This is a genomic window from Bacillus sp. CH140a_4T, assembly GCF_008923725.1.
In the GTDB taxonomy this organism is placed as follows: domain Bacteria; phylum Bacillota; class Bacilli; order Bacillales; family Bacillaceae_G; genus Bacillus_A.
Map to the genome: position 1 here is coordinate 167,206 of NZ_WBPF01000005.1, position 24,783 is coordinate 191,988.

Annotated in this window: 34 protein-coding genes; 10 read left to right on the forward strand and 24 right to left on the reverse strand. The window is 33.8% G+C overall.

Going from position 1 to position 24,783, the window contains the following annotated elements:
- Window positions 1-3: 3 nt before the first annotated feature.
- Window positions 4-774: a DeoR/GlpR family DNA-binding transcription regulator gene (locus tag F8162_RS01810; RefSeq protein ID WP_151582971.1), complete on the reverse strand. Its 771-nt coding sequence runs from the start codon at window positions 772-774 to the stop codon at window positions 4-6.
- 446 nt (window positions 775-1,220) lie between these two features.
- Here F8162_RS01810 and F8162_RS29395 point away from each other — a divergent pair, with 446 nt between their 5' ends.
- Together F8162_RS29395 and F8162_RS29400 are read left to right on the forward strand one after the other, a co-directional pair.
- Window positions 1,221-1,481: a VanZ family protein gene (locus F8162_RS29395; protein ID WP_413226573.1), complete on the forward strand. Its 261-nt coding sequence runs from the start codon at window positions 1,221-1,223 to the stop codon at window positions 1,479-1,481.
- 5 nt (window positions 1,482-1,486) lie between these two features.
- Window positions 1,487-1,660, forward strand: coding sequence for a VanZ family protein (locus F8162_RS29400; protein ID WP_151582975.1), 174 nt, complete (start codon window positions 1,487-1,489; stop codon window positions 1,658-1,660).
- An 88-nt stretch (window positions 1,661-1,748) separates the two neighbouring features.
- Here the strand turns inward: F8162_RS29400 and F8162_RS01830 are convergent, their stop codons facing one another.
- Window positions 1,749-2,375, reverse strand: a complete 627-nt coding sequence (locus F8162_RS01830; protein ID WP_151582977.1) for a DUF4085 family protein — start codon at window positions 2,373-2,375, stop codon at window positions 1,749-1,751.
- Between the two features lie 221 nt (window positions 2,376-2,596).
- Here F8162_RS01830 and F8162_RS01835 point away from each other — a divergent pair, with 221 nt between their 5' ends.
- Complete coding sequence (locus tag F8162_RS01835) at window positions 2,597-3,193, forward strand: hypothetical protein (protein WP_151582979.1); 597 nt, start codon at window positions 2,597-2,599, stop codon at window positions 3,191-3,193.
- A gap of 79 nt (window positions 3,194-3,272) precedes the next feature.
- Here the strand turns inward: F8162_RS01835 and lpdA are convergent, their stop codons facing one another.
- The 5 genes from lpdA to F8162_RS01860 all read right to left on the reverse strand — a co-directional run bounded on the left by lpdA (window position 3,273) and on the right by F8162_RS01860 (window position 8,594).
- Window positions 3,273-4,652, reverse strand: coding sequence for a dihydrolipoyl dehydrogenase (gene lpdA / locus F8162_RS01840; protein ID WP_151582981.1), 1,380 nt, complete (start codon window positions 4,650-4,652; stop codon window positions 3,273-3,275).
- A gap of 15 nt (window positions 4,653-4,667) precedes the next feature.
- Window positions 4,668-5,867, reverse strand: a complete 1,200-nt coding sequence (locus F8162_RS01845) for a dihydrolipoamide acetyltransferase family protein (RefSeq protein WP_151582983.1) — start codon at window positions 5,865-5,867, stop codon at window positions 4,668-4,670.
- 27 nt (window positions 5,868-5,894) lie between these two features.
- Window positions 5,895-6,929 (reverse strand): acetoin:2,6-dichlorophenolindophenol oxidoreductase subunit beta, encoded by a 1,035-nt coding sequence (acoB, locus tag F8162_RS01850; RefSeq protein ID WP_151582985.1) that lies wholly within the window; start codon window positions 6,927-6,929, stop codon window positions 5,895-5,897.
- Window positions 6,929-7,945, reverse strand: coding sequence for an acetoin:2,6-dichlorophenolindophenol oxidoreductase subunit alpha (gene acoA / locus F8162_RS01855; RefSeq protein WP_151582987.1), 1,017 nt, complete (start codon window positions 7,943-7,945; stop codon window positions 6,929-6,931). The genes acoB and acoA overlap by 1 nt, the downstream gene beginning before the upstream one ends.
- Before the next feature lie 169 nt (window positions 7,946-8,114).
- Complete coding sequence (locus F8162_RS01860) at window positions 8,115-8,594, reverse strand: DinB family protein (RefSeq protein WP_151582989.1); 480 nt, start codon at window positions 8,592-8,594, stop codon at window positions 8,115-8,117.
- A 174-nt stretch (window positions 8,595-8,768) separates the two neighbouring features.
- Here F8162_RS01860 and F8162_RS01865 point away from each other — a divergent pair, with 174 nt between their 5' ends.
- Complete coding sequence (locus F8162_RS01865; RefSeq protein ID WP_225990132.1) at window positions 8,769-9,614, forward strand: oxidoreductase; 846 nt, start codon at window positions 8,769-8,771, stop codon at window positions 9,612-9,614.
- Window positions 9,615-9,711: 97 nt separating this feature from the next.
- Window positions 9,712-10,173 carry a GrpB family protein gene (locus tag F8162_RS01870; protein WP_225990144.1) on the forward strand — a complete coding sequence of 154 codons (462 nt, stop codon included), beginning with the start codon at window positions 9,712-9,714 and terminating at the stop codon, window positions 10,171-10,173.
- A gap of 26 nt (window positions 10,174-10,199) precedes the next feature.
- Here F8162_RS01870 and F8162_RS01875 read toward each other — a convergent pair whose 3' ends face one another.
- The 8 genes from F8162_RS01875 to F8162_RS01910 form a co-directional block, all read right to left on the reverse strand.
- Window positions 10,200-10,796: a uridine kinase gene (locus F8162_RS01875; protein WP_151582993.1), complete on the reverse strand. Its 597-nt coding sequence runs from the start codon at window positions 10,794-10,796 to the stop codon at window positions 10,200-10,202.
- Between the two features lie 43 nt (window positions 10,797-10,839).
- The gene (locus F8162_RS01880; protein WP_151582995.1) at window positions 10,840-11,220 is read right to left on the reverse strand and encodes a DUF4181 domain-containing protein; all 381 of its coding nucleotides are present in this window, start codon (window positions 11,218-11,220) and stop codon (window positions 10,840-10,842) included.
- Between the two features lie 126 nt (window positions 11,221-11,346).
- On the reverse strand, window positions 11,347-11,730 hold the full coding sequence (locus tag F8162_RS01885; protein ID WP_151582997.1) for a DUF4181 domain-containing protein: 384 nt from the start codon (window positions 11,728-11,730) through the stop codon (window positions 11,347-11,349).
- A gap of 19 nt (window positions 11,731-11,749) precedes the next feature.
- A complete protein-coding gene (locus F8162_RS01890; protein WP_151582999.1) occupies window positions 11,750-12,190 on the reverse strand; it encodes an NUDIX domain-containing protein in 441 nt (146 codons plus the stop codon).
- A 28-nt stretch (window positions 12,191-12,218) separates the two neighbouring features.
- On the reverse strand, window positions 12,219-12,542 hold the full coding sequence (locus F8162_RS01895) for a DUF4181 domain-containing protein (protein ID WP_151583002.1): 324 nt from the start codon (window positions 12,540-12,542) through the stop codon (window positions 12,219-12,221).
- A 68-nt stretch (window positions 12,543-12,610) separates the two neighbouring features.
- On the reverse strand, window positions 12,611-13,435 hold the full coding sequence (locus F8162_RS01900) for a PP2C family serine/threonine-protein phosphatase (protein ID WP_151583005.1): 825 nt from the start codon (window positions 13,433-13,435) through the stop codon (window positions 12,611-12,613).
- A complete protein-coding gene (locus F8162_RS01905) occupies window positions 13,419-13,910 on the reverse strand; it encodes an HIT family protein (protein ID WP_318826079.1) in 492 nt (163 codons plus the stop codon). The genes F8162_RS01900 and F8162_RS01905 overlap by 17 nt, the downstream gene beginning before the upstream one ends.
- Before the next feature lie 101 nt (window positions 13,911-14,011).
- On the reverse strand, window positions 14,012-14,179 hold the full coding sequence (locus tag F8162_RS01910; protein ID WP_144611597.1) for a septum formation initiator: 168 nt from the start codon (window positions 14,177-14,179) through the stop codon (window positions 14,012-14,014).
- A gap of 217 nt (window positions 14,180-14,396) precedes the next feature.
- On the opposite strand from F8162_RS01910, the gene F8162_RS01915 reads away from it, so the two are divergent.
- A complete protein-coding gene (locus F8162_RS01915; protein WP_151583011.1) occupies window positions 14,397-14,633 on the forward strand; it encodes a hypothetical protein in 237 nt (78 codons plus the stop codon).
- Window positions 14,634-14,682: 49 nt separating this feature from the next.
- Here F8162_RS01915 and F8162_RS01920 read toward each other — a convergent pair whose 3' ends face one another.
- On the reverse strand, window positions 14,683-15,519 hold the full coding sequence (locus F8162_RS01920) for an ABC transporter permease (RefSeq protein WP_151635381.1): 837 nt from the start codon (window positions 15,517-15,519) through the stop codon (window positions 14,683-14,685).
- A complete protein-coding gene (locus F8162_RS01925; RefSeq protein ID WP_151635379.1) occupies window positions 15,512-16,717 on the reverse strand; it encodes a quaternary amine ABC transporter ATP-binding protein in 1,206 nt (401 codons plus the stop codon). The genes F8162_RS01920 and F8162_RS01925 overlap by 8 nt, the downstream gene beginning before the upstream one ends.
- Window positions 16,718-16,888: 171 nt before the next feature.
- On the opposite strand from F8162_RS01925, the gene F8162_RS01930 reads away from it, so the two are divergent.
- Window positions 16,889-17,746, forward strand: a complete 858-nt coding sequence (locus tag F8162_RS01930; RefSeq protein WP_151635377.1) for a glycine betaine ABC transporter substrate-binding protein — start codon at window positions 16,889-16,891, stop codon at window positions 17,744-17,746.
- A gap of 43 nt (window positions 17,747-17,789) precedes the next feature.
- Here the strand turns inward: F8162_RS01930 and clpP are convergent, their stop codons facing one another.
- Both clpP and F8162_RS01940 read right to left on the reverse strand, forming a co-directional pair.
- Entirely contained in the window at window positions 17,790-18,371 is a 582-nt protein-coding gene (clpP, locus tag F8162_RS01935) for an ATP-dependent Clp endopeptidase proteolytic subunit ClpP (RefSeq protein ID WP_151635375.1), read from the reverse strand.
- Between the two features lie 21 nt (window positions 18,372-18,392).
- Window positions 18,393-19,079, reverse strand: a complete 687-nt coding sequence (locus F8162_RS01940; protein ID WP_151635373.1) for an RNA polymerase subunit sigma-70 — start codon at window positions 19,077-19,079, stop codon at window positions 18,393-18,395.
- Between the two features lie 143 nt (window positions 19,080-19,222).
- On the opposite strand from F8162_RS01940, the gene F8162_RS01945 reads away from it, so the two are divergent.
- From F8162_RS01945 to F8162_RS01955, 3 genes are all read left to right on the forward strand, one after another.
- Entirely contained in the window at window positions 19,223-19,543 is a 321-nt protein-coding gene (locus F8162_RS01945) for a 2Fe-2S iron-sulfur cluster-binding protein (RefSeq protein ID WP_151635371.1), read from the forward strand.
- 4 nt (window positions 19,544-19,547) lie between these two features.
- Window positions 19,548-20,210 (forward strand): ribose 5-phosphate isomerase A, encoded by a 663-nt coding sequence (gene rpiA, locus F8162_RS01950; RefSeq protein ID WP_151635409.1) that lies wholly within the window; start codon window positions 19,548-19,550, stop codon window positions 20,208-20,210.
- Between the two features lie 108 nt (window positions 20,211-20,318).
- Complete coding sequence (locus F8162_RS01955; protein WP_151635369.1) at window positions 20,319-20,753, forward strand: GNAT family N-acetyltransferase; 435 nt, start codon at window positions 20,319-20,321, stop codon at window positions 20,751-20,753.
- A 130-nt stretch (window positions 20,754-20,883) separates the two neighbouring features.
- Here the strand turns inward: F8162_RS01955 and F8162_RS01960 are convergent, their stop codons facing one another.
- The 5 genes from F8162_RS01960 to F8162_RS01980 all read right to left on the reverse strand — a co-directional run bounded on the left by F8162_RS01960 (window position 20,884) and on the right by F8162_RS01980 (window position 24,775).
- A complete protein-coding gene (locus F8162_RS01960; protein WP_151635367.1) occupies window positions 20,884-22,251 on the reverse strand; it encodes a lytic polysaccharide monooxygenase in 1,368 nt (455 codons plus the stop codon).
- A 449-nt stretch (window positions 22,252-22,700) separates the two neighbouring features.
- Window positions 22,701-23,219: a DNA topology modulation protein gene (locus F8162_RS01965; RefSeq protein WP_151635365.1), complete on the reverse strand. Its 519-nt coding sequence runs from the start codon at window positions 23,217-23,219 to the stop codon at window positions 22,701-22,703.
- 21 nt (window positions 23,220-23,240) lie between these two features.
- Entirely contained in the window at window positions 23,241-23,627 is a 387-nt protein-coding gene (locus F8162_RS01970; RefSeq protein ID WP_151635363.1) for a DUF2809 domain-containing protein, read from the reverse strand.
- Between the two features lie 65 nt (window positions 23,628-23,692).
- A complete protein-coding gene (locus F8162_RS01975; protein ID WP_151635361.1) occupies window positions 23,693-24,400 on the reverse strand; it encodes a class I SAM-dependent methyltransferase in 708 nt (235 codons plus the stop codon).
- A gap of 21 nt (window positions 24,401-24,421) precedes the next feature.
- Complete coding sequence (locus F8162_RS01980; RefSeq protein WP_151635359.1) at window positions 24,422-24,775, reverse strand: MmcQ/YjbR family DNA-binding protein; 354 nt, start codon at window positions 24,773-24,775, stop codon at window positions 24,422-24,424.
- Window positions 24,776-24,783: the final 8 nt, after the last annotated feature.

Below are 24,783 nucleotides of genomic sequence, written 5' to 3' on the forward strand. Positions count from 1 at the left end.
CTTTTAAATGGGGTCGATTGACGCTATTACAATTTCTTTACCTTGTTTCTCAAATTGTTGAATCATTTCTTTACTAGCCTCTTCATCTGTTATTATAAGGTCAATTTCTATTAGTGACTCTCCTTTTATAAAGCAGTCTATTCCGAGTTTAGTATGAGGAGCTAAACAAATATTTCTTCTAGCAATTTTACTTACTGTTTTTCCAAAATAAGCAACTTCCGGCGTTGCAGTACTTATACCATTCAATGAAATGCCGTCACCTGTAGAGAAATACAGATCAATAGATAATCTACTTATCATTTCAGAGGCAAGTGTATCTGTCATATTTCCTGATGGTTTTACTTTTCCACCAATTAAATACGTTTCTACATTCTGATACTCCCGTAACTTACGAGCAATTTCTAAAGAATTCGTAATCACTGTAAATGATGTTTCAGGTAAATACTTTAACATTGCATAATGGATAGAAGCCCCGCCAATAAAAATGGAATCTCCTTCTTGTATGTAGGATGCAGCAACTTTCGCAATCGCTTCTTCATCTAGTGAACTATCACGATAACGTTTAGATGGTTCGGCGGCTAAGTTTCTCACTCGCGTAAGTTCAACTGCACCTCCGTGCGTTCTTTTTAATAAACCAGCCTTCTCCATAATAGACAAATCTCTTCTTATTGAATCAATAGACATATCAAAACTTTCCGCAAGATCTTTAGCAATTACCCTTCCATCTTTCTTAAGTAACTCTAAAATTTTCTCTCTACGCTCTTCAGTAAACATGTACCCACCGCCGTTATTGAAGATTCTGAAATTTCATCTTTATTTTAATTATATGCATGTCTCTTCCGTTTTACAATATTTTCAATTCTTATTCACTCTGTTTTATACAGTTTTCTCCCACTTTTTATACCATTTAATTCAAATATTTTTCCCACCCCCATATATATTTGATAAAGGTATATGTCTCTTATAAAGAGATTGTCATACGTGCTTTACATCCACGACCTGTAAATATCCTACCATTCCATATTGATATTCCCTCATAGAAACGCGAAAAAATATAACTTAGCAGATACAAGAACGATCCTGTGAACGTTATGTACATTATTTTTCACAACTGATAACATTCTAATATCAATGCGTTAAAATTAATTAATATATTTTTATTCGAAAGGAATTCCATTATGAATTTATCTAGGTTTTGGAAGATTACTTTTTAGATTTACATTGCACTATTGATTAACTTCGTTGTGTTTAAATTTTTTGGTAATGTGGAAGATGTCATAAATATGGCTCATGATAATTATGAGAATGTACACAGGCTCGGTGGATCTATATCTAATTTCATTCCATTTAGAACTATAAACTCTTATAGTTCTACTATGGGCATTGGATCTAGTTTTATTAATATAATTGGAAATATTATTCCTTTTATCCCTTTAGGGTTCTTAATTCCAATTGTATTCCCATCTAAAAAAAGTCCCTAAAATCTATGCTAGTCTGCTTAATTATCATAATTACAATTGAAATCACACAATATATAACTTATTTAGGATCTGCGGATATAGACGATGTAATATTGAATCAAATATCTTGTATGATTGGATATATATTCTATCTGATATATATTAAAATAAAAAACTCACAATTAAAATGGACAGTTTAATAAAAAAGCCCTGAAAAATCAAACGCTTAAAAGATGGTTCCGATATTCAATCGGAGCCATCTTTTTTTATGTCCACTAATAAAGTTTACTAGTTACCAATCTCAAGCAATACATCTTTTGCACAAATCGTCACTTCTTCAAATGGACAATCAAATAAAACACCCAATTCGAACCATTCATTCGTAAGATCTATTTCATGACATAACCACCAAGCACCTTCAAAATCTTCCGGAATAGAACATTTCGTTACCCCTGTAAAAGTTACTTGCAGTTTATCAAATTCACTGAACGTACCACTGCAATCTAAAGTAATGATTAGCGTGTCTTTTGATCTTCTCTCTACTGATTTGACTACACTGTCATGTAGTGAGTATTCATGTAACTGAATAACATTTGTTGGGAGTTTTTTCTTAATTGAATGGAAGTGCTCTAAATAGAATCGATCTAAATGAGCCCTTCTTTTCTCACAATCCCCTATCCACTCTTTCATAAGTTTTTTCAATTCACTAGAAGGATACTCTGAATTAATTGTGGTGCTATGAATAAATGGATGTATGGATTCAGGAAGGAATTTTAATAAATCTGTTTTCCTTTCCTTTATTTCCTCAATTAAACTTTGTATATCCATTTCTGACCATTCTTTTATAGACTCTATAAAACTTACAAATTCTATAATTTGCATTTCTTTATACCAATCTTTATTGAAATATTTCAATAGCTTTCCTCCTAAAACATTTTAACATCCAACAAAAGCGATATATCTATTTATTATATCATTCCAATAACTATTTTTTCTAAAGAATAAATGCAAAACTGTAAATATTCCGCCTTTTATTTCTAAAACTTCAGAATATTTACAATTATTTATTTTTAGAATACATTTTACTAGTACAAAGATTTACTTGTACAAAAATTTAAACAAAAAGGGATGGTTATATGTTGAAGAAATTAGTAGCAGGGACATTAGTAGCGGGATTTGCATTCACTGGAGGACTAGGTGCAGTAAGTGCTGAAGAAAAAAGTAACACAATTAAATCATTTGATTATTTAAAAGTGGATGAACAAAATGTTAGTTCATTTGCAAAATTAAATGATCAGGATAAGAAAGACATCCAAATTACTATGGTATTACCTGAGCAAAATGAAAATGGAGATTGGTTAGCTTACGGTTTTACTAGTAGAGAAACATTGGATGCTTATGTTGAAAAGGATAAAAAAGCACTTAAAAATCAAATTAATACTTTAGGCAGTGGTGCTGGTAGTACTGATTTTTATGAACATAAAAATAAAGGCGGACAATATATTTACTGGAGCAGCGGTTTTAAAAACTTACCTTCTAGCTGGAACGACAGAATTTCTTCTGTAAGTACAGCTTCACCTTCTGCAAGTTATTCAACGACGCTTTGGGAGCATACTTCAACACAAGGATATGGAAAAGGTGTTCTATTTAAACACGCTGATTGGTATGGTAAAACTGCTAATTTAGCTGCTGATTGGAATGATATTACTTCAGCTATCGAAATTAAAAAATAATTGGATATTTTATTACTAATATAAAATATCCAAACGACTATTCTCTAATCTAGAGAATAGTCGTTTATTTAATTTTCATTTAAACATGCACAGCATGTCCTATTGCTTGCAATAACGCTTCATGAATCGCTTCAGATAAAGTTGGATGCGCTGCAATATAATCTCTCATAATATCGGCAGTAACTTCCGTATGAATCATTACGGTGCCTTGTCCAATCAGTTCGGTGGCATGAGGACCGATAATTGAAATCCCTATAATTTCTTGATATTTAGGTTCCACAATAACTTTTACTTTACCCGTTTGTTCTCCAATAATAAGTGCTTTTCCGTTCGCTGTAAAAGGAAATTCTCCAATTTGTATGTCACCGTACTGCTCTCTTGCATCTTTTTCGTTTAAACCAACACTTGCAATTTCTGGCGCTGTATACATACAGCGAGGTACAGCATGATAATTTACTTTCACATCTTCTCCGCTCGCATGTAATGCTGCTGTCGTTCCTTCGTGGAAAGCAACGTGAGCAAGTTGTATTCCACCAATCACATCACCTGCTGCGTAAATATGTGATACATTTGTTTGCATATGTTCATTCACTGAAATTCCTTTATTTGAAAATTGAACACCTGTTTTTTCTAAATCTAATTCTTGTACTCGTGGTTTTCGGCCGACAGAAACGAGAACATATTCCGGATTGGCTTCTTGGATGCTTCCTTCATATTTAAATAAAGCTTGCTTCTTATAATTATTTAATCCTTTTAAAGCTGCTCCTGTAAATATTTCCACACCATCATTTTCTAGTTTCTCTTTTAATATTTGTGCGATATCTTTATCTTCACCAGGTAATAATTGCGGTGCCATTTCAACAATCGTAACTTTTGTTCCAAGGCGACTATAAATACTTGCAAACTCGCACCCTATTATACCACCGCCAACAATTAATAATGATTTCGGTATGTTTTCTAGGGACATTGCATGGCTACTATTTAAAATCCACTTCCCATCAAATGGAGCAAAAGGTAATTCAGTCGGTTCTGAGCCTGCCGCTATAATGAACTGATCTCCATCTACTACATCTTCTTTATTACCGTTTGTAACTCGCACACCGTGATCCGTTTCAAATTTCGCTTTACCTTGTATAACTTTTATTTTATTTTTCTTCATTAAATATTGAATTCCTTGGACGAGCTGCGTTACGATCTGTGATTTCCTCGCCTGTATTTGCTTCCAATCAATTGATATACTTCCATTGTTAAGTGTAATTCCATAATGATTCGCTTTTCTCACAACGTCATGCACTTCTGCACTTTCTAACAATGATTTTGTAGGCATGCAACCAACATTTAAACAAGTCCCGCCAAGATTCGCTTCATCAATAAGAGTGACATCTTTTCCATTTTGAGCCGCGGTAATTGCCGCTACATAGCCAGCAGGTCCGCCTCCAATAACGACTAATTTACTCATTCTCTCACCTTCTCTTTATAAAAGAATTGTTATAGGTTCTTCTAAATAACGTTTAATTGTGCGTAAAAATGCAGCTGCTGGTGCACCATCTAATACACGATGATCGAATGTTAAACTTAAAGGTAACATACTTCCTTTTCTTAATTTTTTTCCTTTATATACAGGAACGTGTTCAATTGCTCCAAAACCTAAAATACCAGTTTCAGGTGTATTTAATACTGGCGTAAAATATTCAATCCCAAAGCTACCTAAATTACTAATTGTAAAGGTTGTTCCTTGCATATCATCACTACTTAAACTACCTTCTCTTGCTTTTTGTGCAACGTTTTTAATCTCTTGAGATAACTCTACTAAAGATAGATTATTAGCAAAGCGAATAGCTGGAACGACTAGTCCTTTTTCTAACGCGACCGCCATGCCTAAATGGACATGTTCAAATTGATGAATGGCATCATCTATATAAGCGCTGTTCATTTCTTTATGCTCTCTAAGCGCTAATACAACAGCACGAGAAACGAAATCCGTAATAGTTAGTTTGTTATCGTATCGTTTTTGTACAACTTCCGCTATGTCTTTATGTAAAGCAACTAAATCTGTAACATCTACTTTCATTGTTAATGTTAATTGCGCACTATTTTGTAAACTTGCATGCATACGGTTCGCAATTGCTTTTCGCATACCAGTAACAGGAACGACTTTACTTTCTTCTTGTTCAAGTACTTCTGGAATTGCTACTCTTTCTTCTAGCGCCTTTAATACGTCTACCTTTGTGATTCTTCCGCCAGGTCCTGTACCAACTAATGCCTTGATATCCAGATTTTCAGACTTTGCAATTTTCTTCGCTACAGGTGAAATTTTGATTCTTTGCTTCGTCACCTCTATCGCATATGGTTCTGGATGTTGGACCTTTTTCGGCTCTAAATTCGGTGTTTTTTCTTCTACAACTTGTGTACTTTCATTTACGTCTACTTTTTCGTTCGGTTTACCAATATAGCAAATTACAGTACCCGGCGGAACTCCCTCATCTTCACTTACAGCTATATCAAGAACAGTTCCATCCGCTGGTGCTTCTATTTCCGTTTCGATTTTTTCCGAGTTAATACTAGCAATTAGTTCACCTTTTTCTACATTATCACCTGCTTTAATATTCCAGCTCGTAATAATACCTTCTTTCATCGCCATACCTAACTTCGGCATTACAACTTCTACAGCCATGTTTCTCTCTCCCTTCTCATCGTTTCATTACACATGTAATAAAGAGTGGTCTCCGATCATTTCTGATACAGTTTCAATTACTTTCTCCGGCGTTGGTAAATATAACTTTTCAAGTGGTGGCGAGAACGGAACTGGTGTATGTGGTGCTGTAATTCGTTTAATAGGTGCATCTAACAAATCGAATCCTTTATCCGCTACAATTGCCGCAATATCTGTTGCAATACTACATCTTGGATTTGCTTCATCAATAACAATAAGACGATTTGTTTTTTCAACAGATGCTAAAATCGTATCTTCATCAAGCGGTGACAAAGAGCGTGGATCGATTACTTCTACTTCAAGTCCTTTTTTCGATAATTGCTCAGCAGCTGCAAGTGCTGTATGAACTTGTTTTCCAATTGCGACGATTGTTACATCAGAACCTTCACGTTTAATATCTGCTTTCCCTAATGGAATTGTATAGTACCTTTCCGGCACTTCACCTTTCATATTGTAGAGTGTTTTATCTTCAAAGAAGATCACTGGATCATCATCTTCAATTGCCGCTAATAATAAGCCTTTTGCATCATACGGAGTAGAAGGAACGACAACTTTTATACCTGGAATGCTCGTAAACAACGCATATAAACTCTGTGAATGCTGCGCTGCTGCGCTAAAACCAGCACCATGCATCGTACGTACTGTAACTGGCACTTTCGCTTTACCACCGAACATATAGCGGAACTTTGCACCTTGGTTTAATACTTGATCAAGACAACTACCAATAAAGTCATTAAACATTAATTCAGCTATCGGACGTAAACCTGTTGCCGCAGCTGCCATCGCCGCTCCCATATAACCCGCTTCTGAAATTGGTGTATCTAAAATACGATTTCGCCCAAATTCTTGTACAAGTCCTTTCGTAACACCGAGTACACCGCCCCATGCCTCGTCATCTTGCAAGTGATCCACTTGTGCACCACCTGCAACGTCTTCTCCTATTAAAATTACGTTTTCATCACGACGCATTGAGATTTTCATCGCTTCATTAATTGCAGTTGACATACTTACTGTTCTAGTCATTATTTTTCACCCTCCTCTTGTTTGTAAGAAACGTATACATCTTTTAATAATTCTTCATCCTCTGGATATGGACTGTTTTCACTAAATTCAATTGATTTTTGTACTGCTTCATCTACTGCCTTTTCCATATCCACAAGCTCAGATTCAGTTAATAAAGCTTCATGAATTAAATGCTTACGGAAATTCACAATGGCATCTTTTTCATTTAAATGTTCTTCTTTTTCTTCTGAAGTTTTATATGTTTGCGCTTCACCTTCGAAATGACCGTAATTACGATATGTCATACATTCAATTATTGTTGGCCCACCGCCATTACGTGCGCGCTCCACCGCTTCTTCAGCTGCTTTATACACTGCAAGTAAATCTTTTCCATCTACCTGAACACCTGGAATATTGTAAGCTTCCGCTCGATCTGCAATGGAATCACAACTTGAAGCATATTCAAATGTCGTCGCTTCACCGTAACCGTTATTTTCTGCGATAAAAATAACTGGTAACTTCCAAATCGCCGCTAAATTAACCCCTTCATGAAATGTTCCTTCATTATTTGCTCCGTCACCGAAGAAACAAACACTTACATCTTTCGTACCTTTATATTTAGCTGTTAATGCTGAGCCGCAAGCAAGTGGAAAACCTCCGCCTACAATCCCATTTGCACCAAGCATTCCTTTATTTAAATCGGCAATATGCATGGAACCGCCTTTACCTTTACATAACCCTGTCGCTTTCCCAAAAAGTTCAGCCATCATACCATTTAAATCACAGCCTTTTGCGATACAATGTCCATGTCCCCTATGCGTACTTGTAATACTGTCACTATCCGTTAAGTGGGCACATACACCAACTGCTACCGCTTCTTCACCTGCGTATAAATGAACGAAACCTGGCAGAACACCTTGCGCGAATAATTCATGTACCTTATCTTCAAACTTACGAATCTCTAACATTTTTTCATACATCCAACGAGCTTGTTCTTTCGTAATTTCATTCCCTTTACTTTCAGTTGTTTTTAACATGTCCAGCCCTCCCATTTTCTTGTTCATCTTTTATATTGCAAATACTGTGCCAAATTCTAATCCTTGATTTCATAGGTTTTCTCTATTCTTTCAAAATAAAAAAGTGGACAAAATGAGACACTTGTCTCGTTTTGTCCACTTTTGTTCACCTAATTTGAGAATTATAATCTTATTCATTATCAAAACTCTTCTGTAACTTCCGGATGTAAATAATTTGACCAATATGATAAGCATTATGAGTTGTTACATTTGCTAATACTTCCCACCACTTTGCAGAAACAGGAAATCCAACTACATCACTTTCAACCTTTTCTTCATTTATAAGCTTTTGCCATTGTAATAGTTTCTCTAGTAGTTTCTCTCTTAACTCATCGAAAGATTGATTATCTGAAAGCATAAAACTTTTGTTATTATCACCAATAGCAGGCACGGCATTCACATTCGATTCTTTGTACCTAGTTTGCCACGTTGAGTTCCAATACAATAAATGTTGTACAATTTCAGCTATACTATTACTCTCTTCATTCGGTTTCCAGAAAGCTTCTCTCTCAGGTAGATCTTTCACTGCATCTGAAAATGGAATATACCAACTAGGATCGTTTGCATTCGCCAACAATTGATCTGCTAATACATCTTTCACATGCGCCATTTTTATTCCCTCATTTCATTAATGTATTTATACTCACTTCTTTATATACGCTGAGTCCGTATGATTCCCTCTTTTAAAATAGAATTAACGGTATTGCACTCAAAACGAATGTAAGAATAATAGATTTTCTTTTCATAACTCGTTATGATAAAGGAAAAAGAAAGCTGGCAGAAAATGAATAAAAAAATCGCAATTATTACAGGAGCCTCAAGCGGATTTGGACTATTAACTACACTTGAACTCGCAAAAAAAGAGTATTTAGTTATCGCTACAATGAGGAACCTTGAAAAACAAGGAAACTTAATATCTCAAGCTACTCAACTCAACTTGCAGCAGAACATAACAGTTCAACAATTAGATGTAACCGATCAAAACTCTATACATAACTTTCAATTATATATAAAAGAAATAAACAGAGTAGACCTACTTATTAATAACGCAGGATATGCAACTGGGGGCTTTGTAGAAGAAATTCCAGTCGAGGAATACCGTAAACAATTGGAAACGAACCTTTTTGGAGCTATATCAATTACTCAACTTGTATTACCTTATATGAGAGAACAAAAAAGTGGAAAAATCATTAATATAAGCAGCATTAGTGGTCAAGTTGGATTCCCTGGTCTATCCCCTTACGTTTCTTCAAAATATGCATTAGAAGGCTGGAGTGAATCCCTTCGTTTAGAAGTACAACCGTTCGGAATAGATGTTGCTTTAATTGAACCTGGTTCTTATAACACGAATATATGGGAAGTTGGTAAACAACTAGCTACAAACCAATCTGATACATCTTCTCCTTACAAAGAATATATGGGTAAAATACAAAAACATATTAATAGCGGCAGTGATACATTTGGTAATCCGATAGATGTGGCTAATAAAATCGTAAAAATTGCTGAATCTAAGCGTACGAATTTACGATATCCGATTGGAAAAGGTGTAAATTTTATGATCTTTGCGAAGAAGATTCTTCCTTGGAGATTGTGGGAATACCTTGTATTGAGAACCTTTAAGAAAATGTAATAGACTTTTTGAAATCCATTTTGAAAGAGGTGCGAATTAAATGTTAGGTTTACCATATGGAAAAGTATTTTTAGTTCCATGGACTGAACAATGACAAATTGAATTTATGAAAGAGAAACAATTCATTGAAGAACAAATTGGAAAACATATTTTAGCGATACACCATATTGGTAGTACCTCTATTCCACATTTAAGTGCAAAACCAATTATTGATATTGCAATCGAATTAGAAGATTATAAGGACGGTATAAAATGTATTAAAAAGTTAGAACTACTAAATTATAAGTACAGAAAAGATGTACTGCCTGAACGATACTATTTTAATAAAGGCGAGCCACGAACTCATCAAATTCATATGTATGAACAAAGGAATACATATTTAATAGAACAATTACAATTTAGAGATTACTTAATAAACAATAAAACTTCTCGTATACAGTATGAACAGTTAAAAATTCAACTTTCACAAGCTAATCCTAATGATAAACATCGATATGCAGAGGATAAAACAAATTTCGTTACATCTATTTTAGCTAAAATAAATGATAAATTTAAATAAGAAACCATTTAGTAGTAAATGGTTTCTTATTTAATAGTTATTTCATTATTTGTACCATCAATTATAAAATCTGCAAATTCATGTGGCATATGACTTTCTACATACATATCTTCAGCAATCATCCAATTGTTTTCCCACATATCGCGCGCTGCTTCCCCGTCTCTAGCAATTCCCCTTTTTATCCGTGTTTCACGAGGACAATTCACCCATATTTTCAAATCATACATTTCCGCCAGCTCCTGACGTGTTGCATATACACCTTCTATAATAACAATTCCGTTTACAGGGACAGTATGAGATTCTACTAAAGAATCCGTTTCCCAATCGTAACGTTTATAACATCCTTCAATGCTATTACTGATTGGATCTAAAACTTCTTGTAAAAGGCGTTTCCAATCAAAATCTGCACCAATCGATTTATTCGTAGGATGTTCATTTACAATTTGTGAAGATGGTAAATAAAAATCATCCATATGAACAATCGTTACAGTAGAAAATTTACTTTTTATTTTATTAGCTAACGTACTTTTTCCTGCACCACCACAACCATCAATACCTATTATTAATAGTGATTGCTCTGCAAATTTCACTTGAATTCGTTCTAATATGTTATTTAACTCCAAACTTTTTCATCCCCTCGTTTTATTTATTTCTATAGACTTGCTTTTACGCTGATAACGGATCGAAGTAAAGTAGCAATGAAATCATAACCATAAATGCAAATAAGCCGATTATCGAAAGAATGTATTCTTTCGATTCCCTATCATATTTCCACTCCATCCATGCCCGTAACATCCATAACGTTGCAAAAAAAATGAAAAAGGCATAGCCTATGTTTGCATTTTCATCGCTATTAACATAAATTATACTACTTACAAAATAAATAATAAATAATCCAATTTCCAATTTTACATGCAAGCTATTTACATGCTTATATCCAAAGAAACCCCTCTTCTCCATATTCAACTTTCTTCTTAAAAACTGCTCTAAAAAATATCCGCCTATAGCAATTCCTATAATTATTATCCAAACTGTAGAATTCCACATGTTCAATCCCCTCCTACTACGTTGCATTATTTAAAATAAAGTGGATCACATGACAGTTATCTTCTTGTAAATAACTTACATTCCTTTCAAGTCATCTCATTATTTATACCACCAACAATCATTTTTTTATGCGGCAGATGGAAAGAAGTAAAAAAGCATCGAAGTCATAAAAGCAAATGTAAATACTCCGATTATCGAAAATATATATTCTTTCGATTCTCTATCAAATTTCCATTCCATCAATGCTCTTAATACTAACGTTCCGCCTAAATAAGTAAAAATGACATAAGCAATATTAACGCTTTCGAATTTAACGATGAAAATAAAACTAGTTATTAAATAAATAAACAATAGTCCTATTTCTAATTTTTTGTGTAAACTATTTACATGTTTTTTATATCCCAAAAAAACTCTATTTGGCATATTCAATTTTTTTCTTAAAAACTTATCAAAAAAATAGACAGCTATACAAAAAATAATACTTATAATCCAAAAAGTAGAAGTTCCCATTACTTCACCTCCTATTACTTTATTTATTTTTAGAAATAAAGTGGGCTATATTACGGTTATCCTCTTCTAAATAACTTGCAATCCCTTCAGGATATGTGGGCTTCTCCTTTAATTCATTTATACTTTTCCAAGTTAATTTAATATCTTCATATTTTTTATGTCTTATTTCATTTGTAATTCTCTCTTGAACAGTTCCCCTATGTATCAATATGCAATGATGTCCTTTTCCGTTGTTCCACCCGAAAATATCCTCATTTACAACAACTAACTCTTGAACGTCAATCTTCAAATCGTATTCTTCCATTAATTCTCGCATTATTGCTTCTGTTGCTGATTCATCAAATTCAATAGAACCGCCTGGAAAACGATAAAATATTTCACTTAAATCACATTGTACAAGTATTTTAGAATGATCTTCATTTAAAATCATTACTTCAGCACGTAATTTAGGATTTTTCATTTTGTTTCCCCGTCCATTCCACATAGGATTAAATCCAATAGCTATAAAAGAAAAGATTAAGCATAATTCCTGTTATTATTAAAAATGGCACCGTTCCTAAAGAAATGACATATTCCCTTGATTCTTTATCAAATTTCCATTCCATATATGATTGAAAACAGTATAAAGTTATTAAAAATAAAATGGGTAAATTACTAATATAAATAGGATTTAAAGTGGCACATATCATCGTAACAATTATATAAGAAATGATAAGACCCCTAGTCCCCCATTTATGTGCGTTGTTTACATATTTACTATTCCAGTCAGTTTGTTTCGGTATATTTAATTTTTTTCTCACTACTTTTTCCAAAACAACTAATAATATGATCCATAATACTAATAAAATCCCTTTAACTAAAAGCAGTGATTTCTCCTCCTTTACCTTTTATCCGGTTGATCACTCGGATATGTAGCATTCTCTTTGTTTTCAACGTCCCAACTAATAATTGTCGCACTATCTCGTCCGAATTGATGATGAACGTGCTCTAATACATGATGAACACTTTCGTCAAGTTCTATATTATTTCTATTCATATCATTATATAGATTAAATGGTGTTTCATAATGACGTTCCCCGCATTCTAATACTCCATCTGTAACCATTACAATACGATTCTTCCCAGTACGTAATTCACGAATGCCTGTTGAATAACAGGGGACTGGTAAATTAAATGTGTTTACATTTCCAATCCATTCATAAAAATGACGTTGATTTAATGCATATTGTCCTAACTTATGTAACTCTTCATGAAATACATAAATGAGGCAATCTCCAATAGACAACCACCATATATAATTTTCTTTTCTTACACATATTAAGCAAGCTGTTTCCCCTTTAATTCTTTGGCACTTTTCCTTAAATGAAGAGGATTGAAATATTGTCAGTATGTGATTTTCAACAGATCGAAATACTGTATCAATCGATTCATTCATCATTACTTTTATATTTTCATATTCTTTTTGGATTGTATTTACTACTAAATCAACACTTTCCACACTATTATGTCCATCTAAAATAGCTGCAAATTCCCAATCACCATTCGACCAAACTAACGCACCATCTTCGTTCTTTTTTGCTCCGGCGCTTATATTCCCGCCGTATTTTCCAAGTACAATGTCACCATATTGTTTAACTGAAATTTCTCCTAAACACATTTCTGTATTTCCAACCCATGAATAATGTCTATTATTTGTTGTATGCATATTCACTCACCATATACTTTCGTATTCTTTCGCATAGTTTTTTGATTTTTTCTGCGTCACCATAAGGCGCACCGGTCCATTTCGCTACTTCAGTCGGTGACCAAAACTCTTTTGGTGTATTTGCATAACGCGGTATGATGTGCATATGCATATGTGGTACACCATTTCCTGAAACAAAAGTGTAAATATGTTCCGCACCTTCACTTTCTTTTAGCGCTTTACTTGCTCTACTTGTTATAAGTCCGAACGCTTTCGCTTCTTCATCTGTTAGTTCAGCAAGACCAGGTACATGTCTTTTTATATCTATCATTACATAACCAAGGTATGTTTCTTCACTATCCCAGTGGACATGTCCAACGTAAACGAGTTCATCTTCGTAAATAGCTCCACCTGGAACTGTAATGTTTCCTATATGTTTTTCGCAAATAAAGCAGTTTTGTTCTACTTGATTGTTTGTTGACATATCCATCACCATCCTTTTTATTTATAATATCGTAAAAAAAGGAAAAACAGGATTTATATTCCGAAAATTCATTCTTTTAATAAAGAGATTTTTTAAATAAATTTACAAACTCATTATTTCTTCAAAAATGCAACGCCAATTACGATCCCTATCACAATTCCAATTACTAAATTACTAGTAAAGACCCCTTGAAACACACCAATTACAACCCCTATAGCGACACCTATCGCCAATGCATCATTTCTTTTTTTATTTTTAGTCAAAATTGCATCGCCTCCCATCGTTTCTCCATAAATAACATACATTTACTTGAATGTATTAATATATTCACTATCTCACTTGAATATTTCCAAAAAATTCATTTTAACTTCACATATAATATTTTCCATTTTCTTTACATACTCCTTTTATAATAAAAAAATTCCAAGTAACCATTAATTATACATAGGCATTTACTATAAGAAAGCTTCGTAATTTATTGAAGGAGGAACGATTTAAATGCATCCTCATTGGAATCCAAATATAAATCAACAATATGTTTATTCCCCCCATCCTGTAAGAAATACGTTGCATCAAGATTCACAATATATGATGCAACGTATCGCAAGTCTTGAAAGCCAATTAGCGAAATTAATCTCATTAATCGAAGAAAATAATCATTTAATTAAGTCAATGGATCAACAACAAAACCAAATTTGTGCACCAGCTGGTGGTTCTGTTATTGTTCGTATGTAATCTTTTCGAACAAAAAAACACACTTTGTATAATAAAGTGTGTTTTTTTGTTATCTTCTTTTTTGATGAAATCCTTGTGTAATACGGTCTAATATAATTGCAATGACAACAATAGCTAGTCCAGCTTCAAATCCCATTCCGATATTTACTTGTGTTACAGAACGATATACATCGACGCCAAGTCCCGGTGCTCCTACAAGCGATGCCGTTACTACCATTGATAAAGAAAGCATAATACTTTGGTTCACACCAGCCATGATTGTTCCAGTTGCGAGTGGTAATTGTACTTTAAATAATTTTTGTGATGCGGTAGAGCCAAACGCATTCGCTGCTTCTATTAAATCTTCTGGAACTTGTCTAATTCCTAAGTCAGTAAAACGAATTGTCGGCGGCATTGCAAAGATTACTGATGCAATAATCCCAGGTACTACACCTACTCCGAAAAATGTAATCGCAGGGATAAGATATACGAATGCCGGCATTGTTTGCATAAAATCTAATGTCGGTTTTAAAATTTTTGAGAAACGTTCATTTTGAGATGCTAAAATACCAATTGGAATCCCGACAATAATTGAAATAATAACAGACGTAAGTACAAGTGCTAATGTTTGCATCGTTTGTGCCCAGTAGTTAATATTCAAAATAAATAATAAACCGATTAATGTAAAAATAACTAAAGATACTTTTCTCGTTGTGTACCAAATAAGGAAACAAAGGATAATAATCATCAATATAGCTGGTATTATTATTAAAAAATTAGTGAGTAAATCAACGAATCCGCCGATAATATAAGAGAACCCTCGGAATAAGCCTTCAAAGTTCTCATATAAACTTGCAACAAATGAGTCGACCCATTCCCCTAAAGGAATACGTGGTATATTATTCATCGTCTTTCACCTCTTCCTCAATGTTACCTGCAAGAGCTTGAATGACACTTTCACGTTTAATAATTCCTCTCAGCCTTTTCTTCTCATCAATTACTGGTAACGGATATTTCATCTCTGCCATTTTTGCATACGTTTCTTCAAGTAAAGTGTCTACATACACGTGCGGGATATCGGTAAGTAATAAATCGGCAATTGGCCACTGTTTTTGAACGGCTTTACTTGCATCATCCGCAGTTAATATACCTAAAAACTCATACTTTTTGTTAACAACATATACAGTTGAAACGCCGGCGTTCCTCATAATTTGAAGTGCTACACGTGGTCCACGATCAATTAATAAAGTCTCCGGTCGTTTTAATATAGATTCCGCCGTAATTACTTTTCCTAAATTCACATCTGCCACGAACTTCTCTACAAATTCATTGGCAGGACTCATCATAATTTCTTCCGGCGTTCCAATTTGGACAACTTCTCCATCTTTCATTAGCGCAATTCGATCACCAATCCGAAGAGCTTCATCTAAATCATGCGTAATAAAAATAATTGTTTTTTCCATTTTATCTTGTAACTCTAACAGCTCATCTTGCATTTCTTTTCGAATCAGTGGATCTAATGCACTAAATGACTCATCCATAAGTAAAACATCTGGGTCATTCGTAAGCGCTCTCGCAATGCCGACACGCTGCTGCATACCACCACTAAGTTGACTTGGATAATTATCTTTATGATGGTCTAATCCAACTAATTTCAAAGACTCTAACGCTTTTCTCTCTCGTTCCTCTACTGGAACTCCTTGTATTTCTAATCCATATGCAACATTTTGCAAAACAGTACGATGCGGGAATAGAGCGAATTTCTGAAAGACCATGCTCATCTTCGTTCTTCTCACTCTTCGTAGCTCTTCTTTTCCCATCGTTGCGATGTCTTCACCATCTATGTATATATGTCCCGCTGTTGGTCTAATTAATTGATTTAACATACGAACTAACGTAGATTTCCCACTACCAGACAAACCCATAATAACGAAAATCTCTCCAGTGTATACTTCAAATGTTGCCTTTTTTACACCAACATTCATTCCTGTCTCTTTCAAAATTTCCGATTTGCTTTTTCCTTCTTTTAATAAGGTAAGCGCTCTTTGCGGATGTTTCCCAAATACTTTTGTTACGTTTTCAACACGCACCTTTGTATTATCCATGTCACTACTCCTTTTCTACCCATCTATTCACTTAGTGTTGCGATTTTGCAAAGAAATATTACATAAAAATTACATTCATAAGCTTTCTTTAAAATTCTCGTTTCCGTTCATAATAAGAATGCTTACTTATACATTTATTTAAAGAGGCAAATGCTTCTTAGGAGGTTTTCGATGCGAAAGAAAATTTGGTTTATATGCCTTGCATTATTTATTACTATGATTTTCACTTCATGTAATGCAACAAATGCAAATTCGAAAGGAAAAATTAAACTTGGTGTAACAAGCTGGAAAGAAAATATTGCAACAGCAAACATGTGGAAAGTTCTATTAGAACAAAAAGGCTATAAAGTTGAGCTCATGTATTTAGAAAAAGCGGCAATTTGGACTGGCGTTGCTCGCGGTGATGTTGATGCTAATTTAGAGGTGTGGCTACCCGTTACGGATAAACCACTAAACAATCGTTATAAAGATGATATTGTCTTAAAATCAAAATGGTATGAAGGTACTGGACTTGGCCTAGTCGTCCCTTCTTATGTGAAAAACATAAACAGTATCGAAGATTTAAATGCCCATAAAGATGAACTAGACAATAAAATTGTCGGTATCGAACCCGGTAGTAGTCTTATGAATTTAACGAATAAAGCAATGAAAGAATATGATATTAAACTAAAACTTGTCCAATCTTCCGAAGCTGCGATGATGAGTGAATTAAAGAAAGCATATACGAAAAAGAAACCAATCGCTGTTACGCTTTGGAATCCTCATTGGGGCTTTTCAGAATTTGACTTAAAATATTTAAAAGACCCTAAGAAAGTATATGGTGAAAAAGATGACATTTATTACTCTGTTCGTAAAGGTTTCGAAAAAGATCATCCGGATATCATAAAATACTTTGACAAATGGAAAATGAACGATGAACAGCTTGGTACATTAATGGTCGAGTTAAATAAAACGAAAGATCCCGAAGAAGCCTCGCGAAAATGGATTAAAAAGAATCAAGCGCTAGTTGATGAATGGGTAAATGATTAATAAAACAGGCTAGAGGATTAACATATCCACTAGCCTGTTTATCTTATTTTTTCGTAACAACATCATCTACTATCCCATATTCTTTCGCTTCTGCTGCAGTCATAAAATAATCTCTTTCTGTATCATGTGCTACTCTGTCAATTGGTTGCCCCGTTTTTTCTGCAATCATTTTATTAATATCATGCTTTAACTTCAATATCCTTTTGGCTGTGATTTCAATTTCCGTCGCCTGCCCCTTTGCACCACCAAGCGGTTGATGAATCATAATTTCACTGTTAGGGAGTGCAAACCGTTTTCCTTTTGCACCTGATAATAATAACAATGCACCAAATGATGCTGCAAATCCCATGCATAGCGTTTGTACATCTGGTTTAATGAGATTCATCGTATCTAATATGGCAAAACCTGCTGTCGTTGATCCGCCTGGGCTATTAATGTATAAAAATATATCTTTCTCTGCATCTTCCGCTTCTAAAAATAATAATTGAGCTACGACACTACTCGCTACTTGATCATTAATTTCTGAACCGATAATAATTATGCGGTCTTTTAATAACCGTGAATATATATCATAGGAACGTTCTCCTAATTTCGTTTGTTCTACTACATATGGAATTGCGGTCATTTTATATCCCTCCAATAATTGTTATGCAACGCAAAGCATACAACTGTAGGAAGAAGGATTTTTTGCATTAAATAATAAGACTGGCTGTGTAGATGGTAACTTAGTAAAATCTATTGTCGGAAGAAGCTTTCTTAACAATTCTGGCTTTTCCTCACGTATAGACGTTACTACAACTTCAATATCATCTGTGAATTCGACTATCTCAATCCCTTCTTCACTTACAGTTTTTAGCCTATTTCTACTTCGAAATAAAGAAGCTTTCACTGCACCTTCCGATACGGAACATACTTTAGCAATATCAGCGATACTATATTGAAAAACATCTTTTAATAACAAAATTGTGGACTGCTGTACATTGAGTGACGATAATACTCTCCCTACCATTTCATGCAAATCTGCAATGTTCTCCTGTGGTTCTTCAAAAGTAATTTGTTCCTTTATTTTTTCATGAACTGATTTTGATTTCATCTGATCTATCCAACGATTTCGAGCTATTTTATATACAAGCGTCATACAAATATCTTTATTACTATATTTTTGAAGAACTTTACAAATTGTTTCTTGGGCGAGATCTTCACCGTCCCATTTATTTTTCGTTAAAAATGTACAATACCTTTTCAACTCTCCATATTGCTCAATTAAAAAGTTTATATTTGAATGATTTATATCGATATGATTCTTGAAAATATGAGTTACTTTTGTGCACAAAATAACCACTCCTTTTCAGCGCTTACTTAATTAACGATTCAACAAACAAAAAAGTTACGGGGCATATAAAAAAATTATGTTTATGTTCAATAATTCGCGGTCATAAATATGTTATGTACAATTTTACGTGAGGAGGAACAAATTTGCCAAAATTAACAATTGAAGGTGCGGGAACTTTTGATGTAAAAGAAGGCACAAAGTTAGTATTAGCGATTGAAGATAACGGTATAAACATTCTCCATCGCTGCGGCGGGAAAGCCCGCTGCACAACTTGTAGAGTTGAAATAATCGCAGGTGAGTTTTGTGAAGCAAATTCTGATGAAAAAAATGCGATTACGGAAAAAGGAATTGAAGATCACTTACGTTTATCATGCCAAATGCACGTACATAAAGATATAGTCGTTCGTCCTATACTTACAGTAGAAAATTCAGGTCTTGATGCAGGCCCACGTCCAGCAGAATAATATGCTGAATTTCAAACAGCTCGCAGGTGAATATGCTGCTAACTTTGTAAAAGATGGGATGAAAGTTGGACTTGGTACAGGTTCTACTGTATATTGGACGATACAAAAATTAGGTGAGCGTGTAAAAGAAGGCTTATTATTTCAAGCTGTACCAACGTCAAAAGAAACGGAAGTATTAGCTAAACAACTATCCATTCCATTAATCTCCTTAAATGAAATTGATATACTCGATCTCACAATCGATGGTGCAGATGAAATTGATTCAAATTTACAACTTATAAAAGGTGGTGGCGGCGCATTACTTCGTGAAAAAATCGTTGCCACTTCCTCCAAAGAATTAATTATTATTGCTGATGAATCGAAACTTGTAACACATTTAGGTACTTTCCCATTACCTGTTGAAATTATACCTTTTTCATGGAAACAAACGAAAAGGAAAATTCAATCTTTAGGTTGTCAAACAACGTTACGTTTAAAAAATAATGAAACGTTTATTACCGATAACAATAATGTAATTATTGATTGTGTATTCCCTCATAACATAACGAATCCTGCCAATGTACACACGCAATTAAAAATGATTACAGGTGTAGTTGAAACAGGATTGTTTATTAATATGACTAATAAGGCGATTATTGGAACAAAAAATGGGATAAAGGAATTATAATGAAGGCTGACTCTTACAGTCAGCTTTTTATATTTTCTCTTTATTGCGTATCATTATGATATACTATGTAAACAAAAGCATATATCACACCAGAAAGGGCTGAACAATTTGCACTCCAAACTCATAATAGAACTTACAGATTTAGAAACTGCCTTTCATATTCGAAAAGAAGTATTTGTAAAAGAACAAAATGTCCCTCTTGAAGATGAATTTGATACATTCGATGAAATCGGTGAGGCATGTAAACATATTTTAGTTTATTATAATGAACTTCCTGTAGGTACAGGTCGTATACGGTTTGTTAACGGCGCAGGAAAATTAGAGCGAATTTGTATTTTAAAAGACTATCGTAAATATGGATTAGGAAAAGTAATAATTCAAGCGTTGGAAGAAATAGCTTGTGACAAAGAAACTACAAAAGTAAAACTACACGGTCAAACACAAGCTGAAGGATTTTATAAAAAATTAGGTTATCAAACTTCTTCTAATGTATTTATGGAAGACGGTATTCCGCACGTTCTTATGACGAAAGTATTATCATAATAAAAATGGTAGTATATGAAACTATTTTATGTATTCATATACTACCATTTTATATTAATAGAAAAGTGAATTCTCAAGATTTCTTTTTGCATCAAAGCCCATTATCTCTCAGTTCATACTTAAGTATAGCTTACACTGTTTTCCATAATGATAAAGCATAAATCCAATTTGGATCCCCATTTCCTTGATAGCTCTGGACTGCTTCATATACTTTTCCTTCGTGTAGAACTCTATCTCCCTTTTCATATGCTTTCTTTGCATCCCACTCTTCATATGAAGCGCTTTCAGTTTTTGTAGTAATTTTAAATATATCACTTTTTACAGATTCATTTCCAGCTACATCAACAGCTTTCACTACATATTTATAAGTAGTATTAGGCAGTAAATTTTTATCCTTATAAGAAGTCGTATTGGATGTTGCAATCTTTTTCATTGATCCTTCTGTTTCTCTATAAATATCGTAATGGTCTACACCAATATTATCATCAGATGGACTCCACATTAAATCTACACTTGACGCTGTCGTTCCCATACTATGTAATCCTTTTGGTTGTGTTGGTGCTTCTGTATCAGGAGCCTCAACTGTTGTTTTTACTGTAAGCGCTGCACTTTCTTTCGAAACATTTCCAGCGGCGTCAATTGCTTTTACAGTATATGAATAGTCTGTACTTGGTTTTAATTTTTTATCAATAAAATGAGTTCCTGGTACTGTGTCAATCATCTCTCCGTTACGGAAGATTTGATATCCTTTTACCCCTATATTATCCGTAGAAGGGTTCCATGTTAGTTCTATACTATTCGCTGTTACTTTTTGTGCCTGAATTCCATTTGGACTACTTGGAGCTTCTATATCTGGTTTCACATCATTGATAAGATTAACATCAATTACATTATAGAATGCATTTGCTGTATCAGCTACATCCCATACTGCTAAAATCACATGGTATCCACTTCTATCAGTAGGTACATTAACTTTGTGAGTTAAATGATTTGAGGCTGCAGAACCATCATGTTGTACAGTTCCAATTGGTTCAAAATCCGCTCTTGTAAGCGCTGTATTTGAGTTCCATCCTTTTTTGGTAATATAGTAATGCCATTTACTCGTTAAGTGAGGCGCTGTATATTTCCAAGTAAAACTATTTTCTCCGCCTGTGATTGTATTTTTAAACCAACGATTTTCAGTTTGTTGATCTAAAATACCACCAAATTTTCCGCCTGCAGAAGCGATTTGTCCATCAACTGGGCCACCTTGCGGGAATCCTTTTGGTGCTTCTAAGCTTTGCGGTTCATACATAACACTTCCGCAGTTTACATTTAGTGCGCCATAAGTTGGACTACATAAAGCAGATCGGCTGCCAGGCTTTTCAACAAAACCGTGCGCGTATGCATTTTGAGGAATAAGTGTCGAGCCAATAATTCCGGCTGTTAATGCAACAGCTCCTAGACTTTTTTTGTTCATTTTCATGTTTTGTAGTTGTTTTAATAATCGATTATTCATATTCCTGTCCCCTTCTTGTTATACTTTGTAGTGCAATGTGGGCTTCGATGTAAAAGAATAACAAGAGACAAACTTGTATCGATGTATGTGTTAATTATGCATACATCGCAGTGAAAATATATTTCATTTCTTGTGAAATATTTCACTTGATGAATATATCATGACATAGAAACCATTAAAGCATGTGCAGAAGTTGTGCAGAAATGATGAAAACATTAGTAACACGTAAAACTATGGTCCGAATTTATAAAACAGAATATTTAACATTTTAAAACAACGAATTCTCCGCTTCATATAAAAGAAGAGTGTCTATATCATTTCATATAGACACTCTTCTCATGTATAATCTTCCATTTATTACTGACCTATAAATATAAATTTTTCATCATTATAGAATTAACCGGGTCAATGAATCTATTCTATCCCCCCATGTTATTTCTTTTTATAATCTAACTATTTATAGTATCGTACTTCTCTAAAAATAGTCTTACTTCATTTGAAGATTTTAAAATAATAACACCTTTATCTTTACTCAATTGATTTAGCCGCTTTAAAATTGAAGGTCGTTTCGTTTTAGGGTATTCCCATATCCATTTGAAAAATTGCAAGTCAAACCTTTCTTCACATCCAGCCCCCATATCCGGCCTTGTTTTATTCCGATATTGTACAACTCTTTTAAAAGCACGATAAATACATATTGTTCTATGAATATCAAGAAAGATAATTGTATCAGCTGCGTTAATTCTTATATCCATTGTCCCGCCATAATTCCCATCAATAATCCACTCATCTTCTTTAACTAATTCATTTTGAACCTTTCTTTGCTCTTCTTTCGGTACACCTTCCCAATTCGGTTTCCAAAATAACGCATCAAGATGATGCACTTTAATATTTAATTTATTTCCTAACTGTTTTGCTAATGTAGATTTTCCTGAACCACCAGAACCTATTAATATTATTTTTTTCATAAATACCCCTTTTTAAATCTTTTATTTTTTTCGTAACATAAACTCACAAAACATTCCAATCCCAACACCAATTGTATAAACCACTATATCACTCCACAAAAATCCGTAACCTAATACGAGTCCACCTAAAGTCGTTGCACGAATGCTATCTATCCATTCAGCATGATACAATTGGCTCACTTCAATCCCGTAGCAAAATAACAAACTAATAAAAGCGACTCTCTTCGTTTCTATTTTAGGAAATAAAAATCCGAACCCTGTAAAAATCATAAGTGCCCATAAAGCATCGCCTAAGTACTCATTTAGTAAATGAGGTAAAGCAAATGCAAATTTCCTAGAACAAAGACCTAACATAATTATAACTACAGTAAATAGCGCATATAATAATCTATTTCGTTTCGTTTTCATTACAAGATCTCCTAATATGTAATTTGAAATTGTAAATAGGTAGTAAAATATAATTCTTTTACTACCTATTTTTTAATGGCTTTTATAATAAGAAAATGTGGACTTGTATTTAGGTAATGATATGATTTTTCGTTTACTTCTCTCATCTTTTCAACTGGCCTCGGTTCCACCATTTTTTCAATCACAAAATAATTTGTTGTTTCATTAATTATGTCTTGGAGTGACCTTCTAAAAAAGCTAACCTCTATTGTAATATTTGGTTTAACCCAAGTATCTACCAATAAATGTTTTTCGAAATAATTTTTACTAGTAAACTTTGTAAAATCCATAAAAGGATGATGTATGGAGTAAATAAATTCACCACCTGGCTTCAATACTCGATGAAACTCCTGAAATACTTTATTCCAATCTTCTAAGTAATGCAGCGTTAATGAACTTACAATAACATCAAAAGTATTATCTTCAAATGGTAATACTTCTTGCAAATCATGACAAAGAAACGTTGCTTTATTGCCCGTACTTTCCTTTGCATATTTCACCATTTCAGAACTTACGTCAATTGCAGTAACGTTTGCTCCTCTTTCTACAAATTGAGAAGTATACCACCCAGCTGCACATCCAGCATCTAATATACTCTTCCCTTCTAAATTCTTTGGAATCATCTCCATCATCGCTGGCCTTTCGTAATAGCTGTTATATGGATTGGCCACATCTAGGTTTTCTTTATATGTACTCGCTAATTTATCATATGTAACTTTGACCCTGTCTTTCAAATCATCCACCCCTTATACATACTAATCTAATAACTCTTGCTGCTTTTTCTTTGAAAATGACTGTAGAACTAAATCATATGACCAATCAATCATCTTATTAATTTGCTCCTGCTCTACATCTTTATGTATATACACTGTATTCCAATGTTTTTTATTCATATGATACCCCGGAATGATTGTCTCTGAATACTCTTCTCTTAATCTTAGTGCGAGTTCTGGATCACATTTTAATGTAATCGCAGCTTTTTCTCCTTCTTCATGGTTTACTATCGCAAATATTTTATTATTAAGCCTCATACATGTTGCATTCCAACCATCAGGAGAGTCTTCAGTCGCTTTTCTTTTTGATAAACAATATGTTCTAGTTGCATCCATTTTAATTG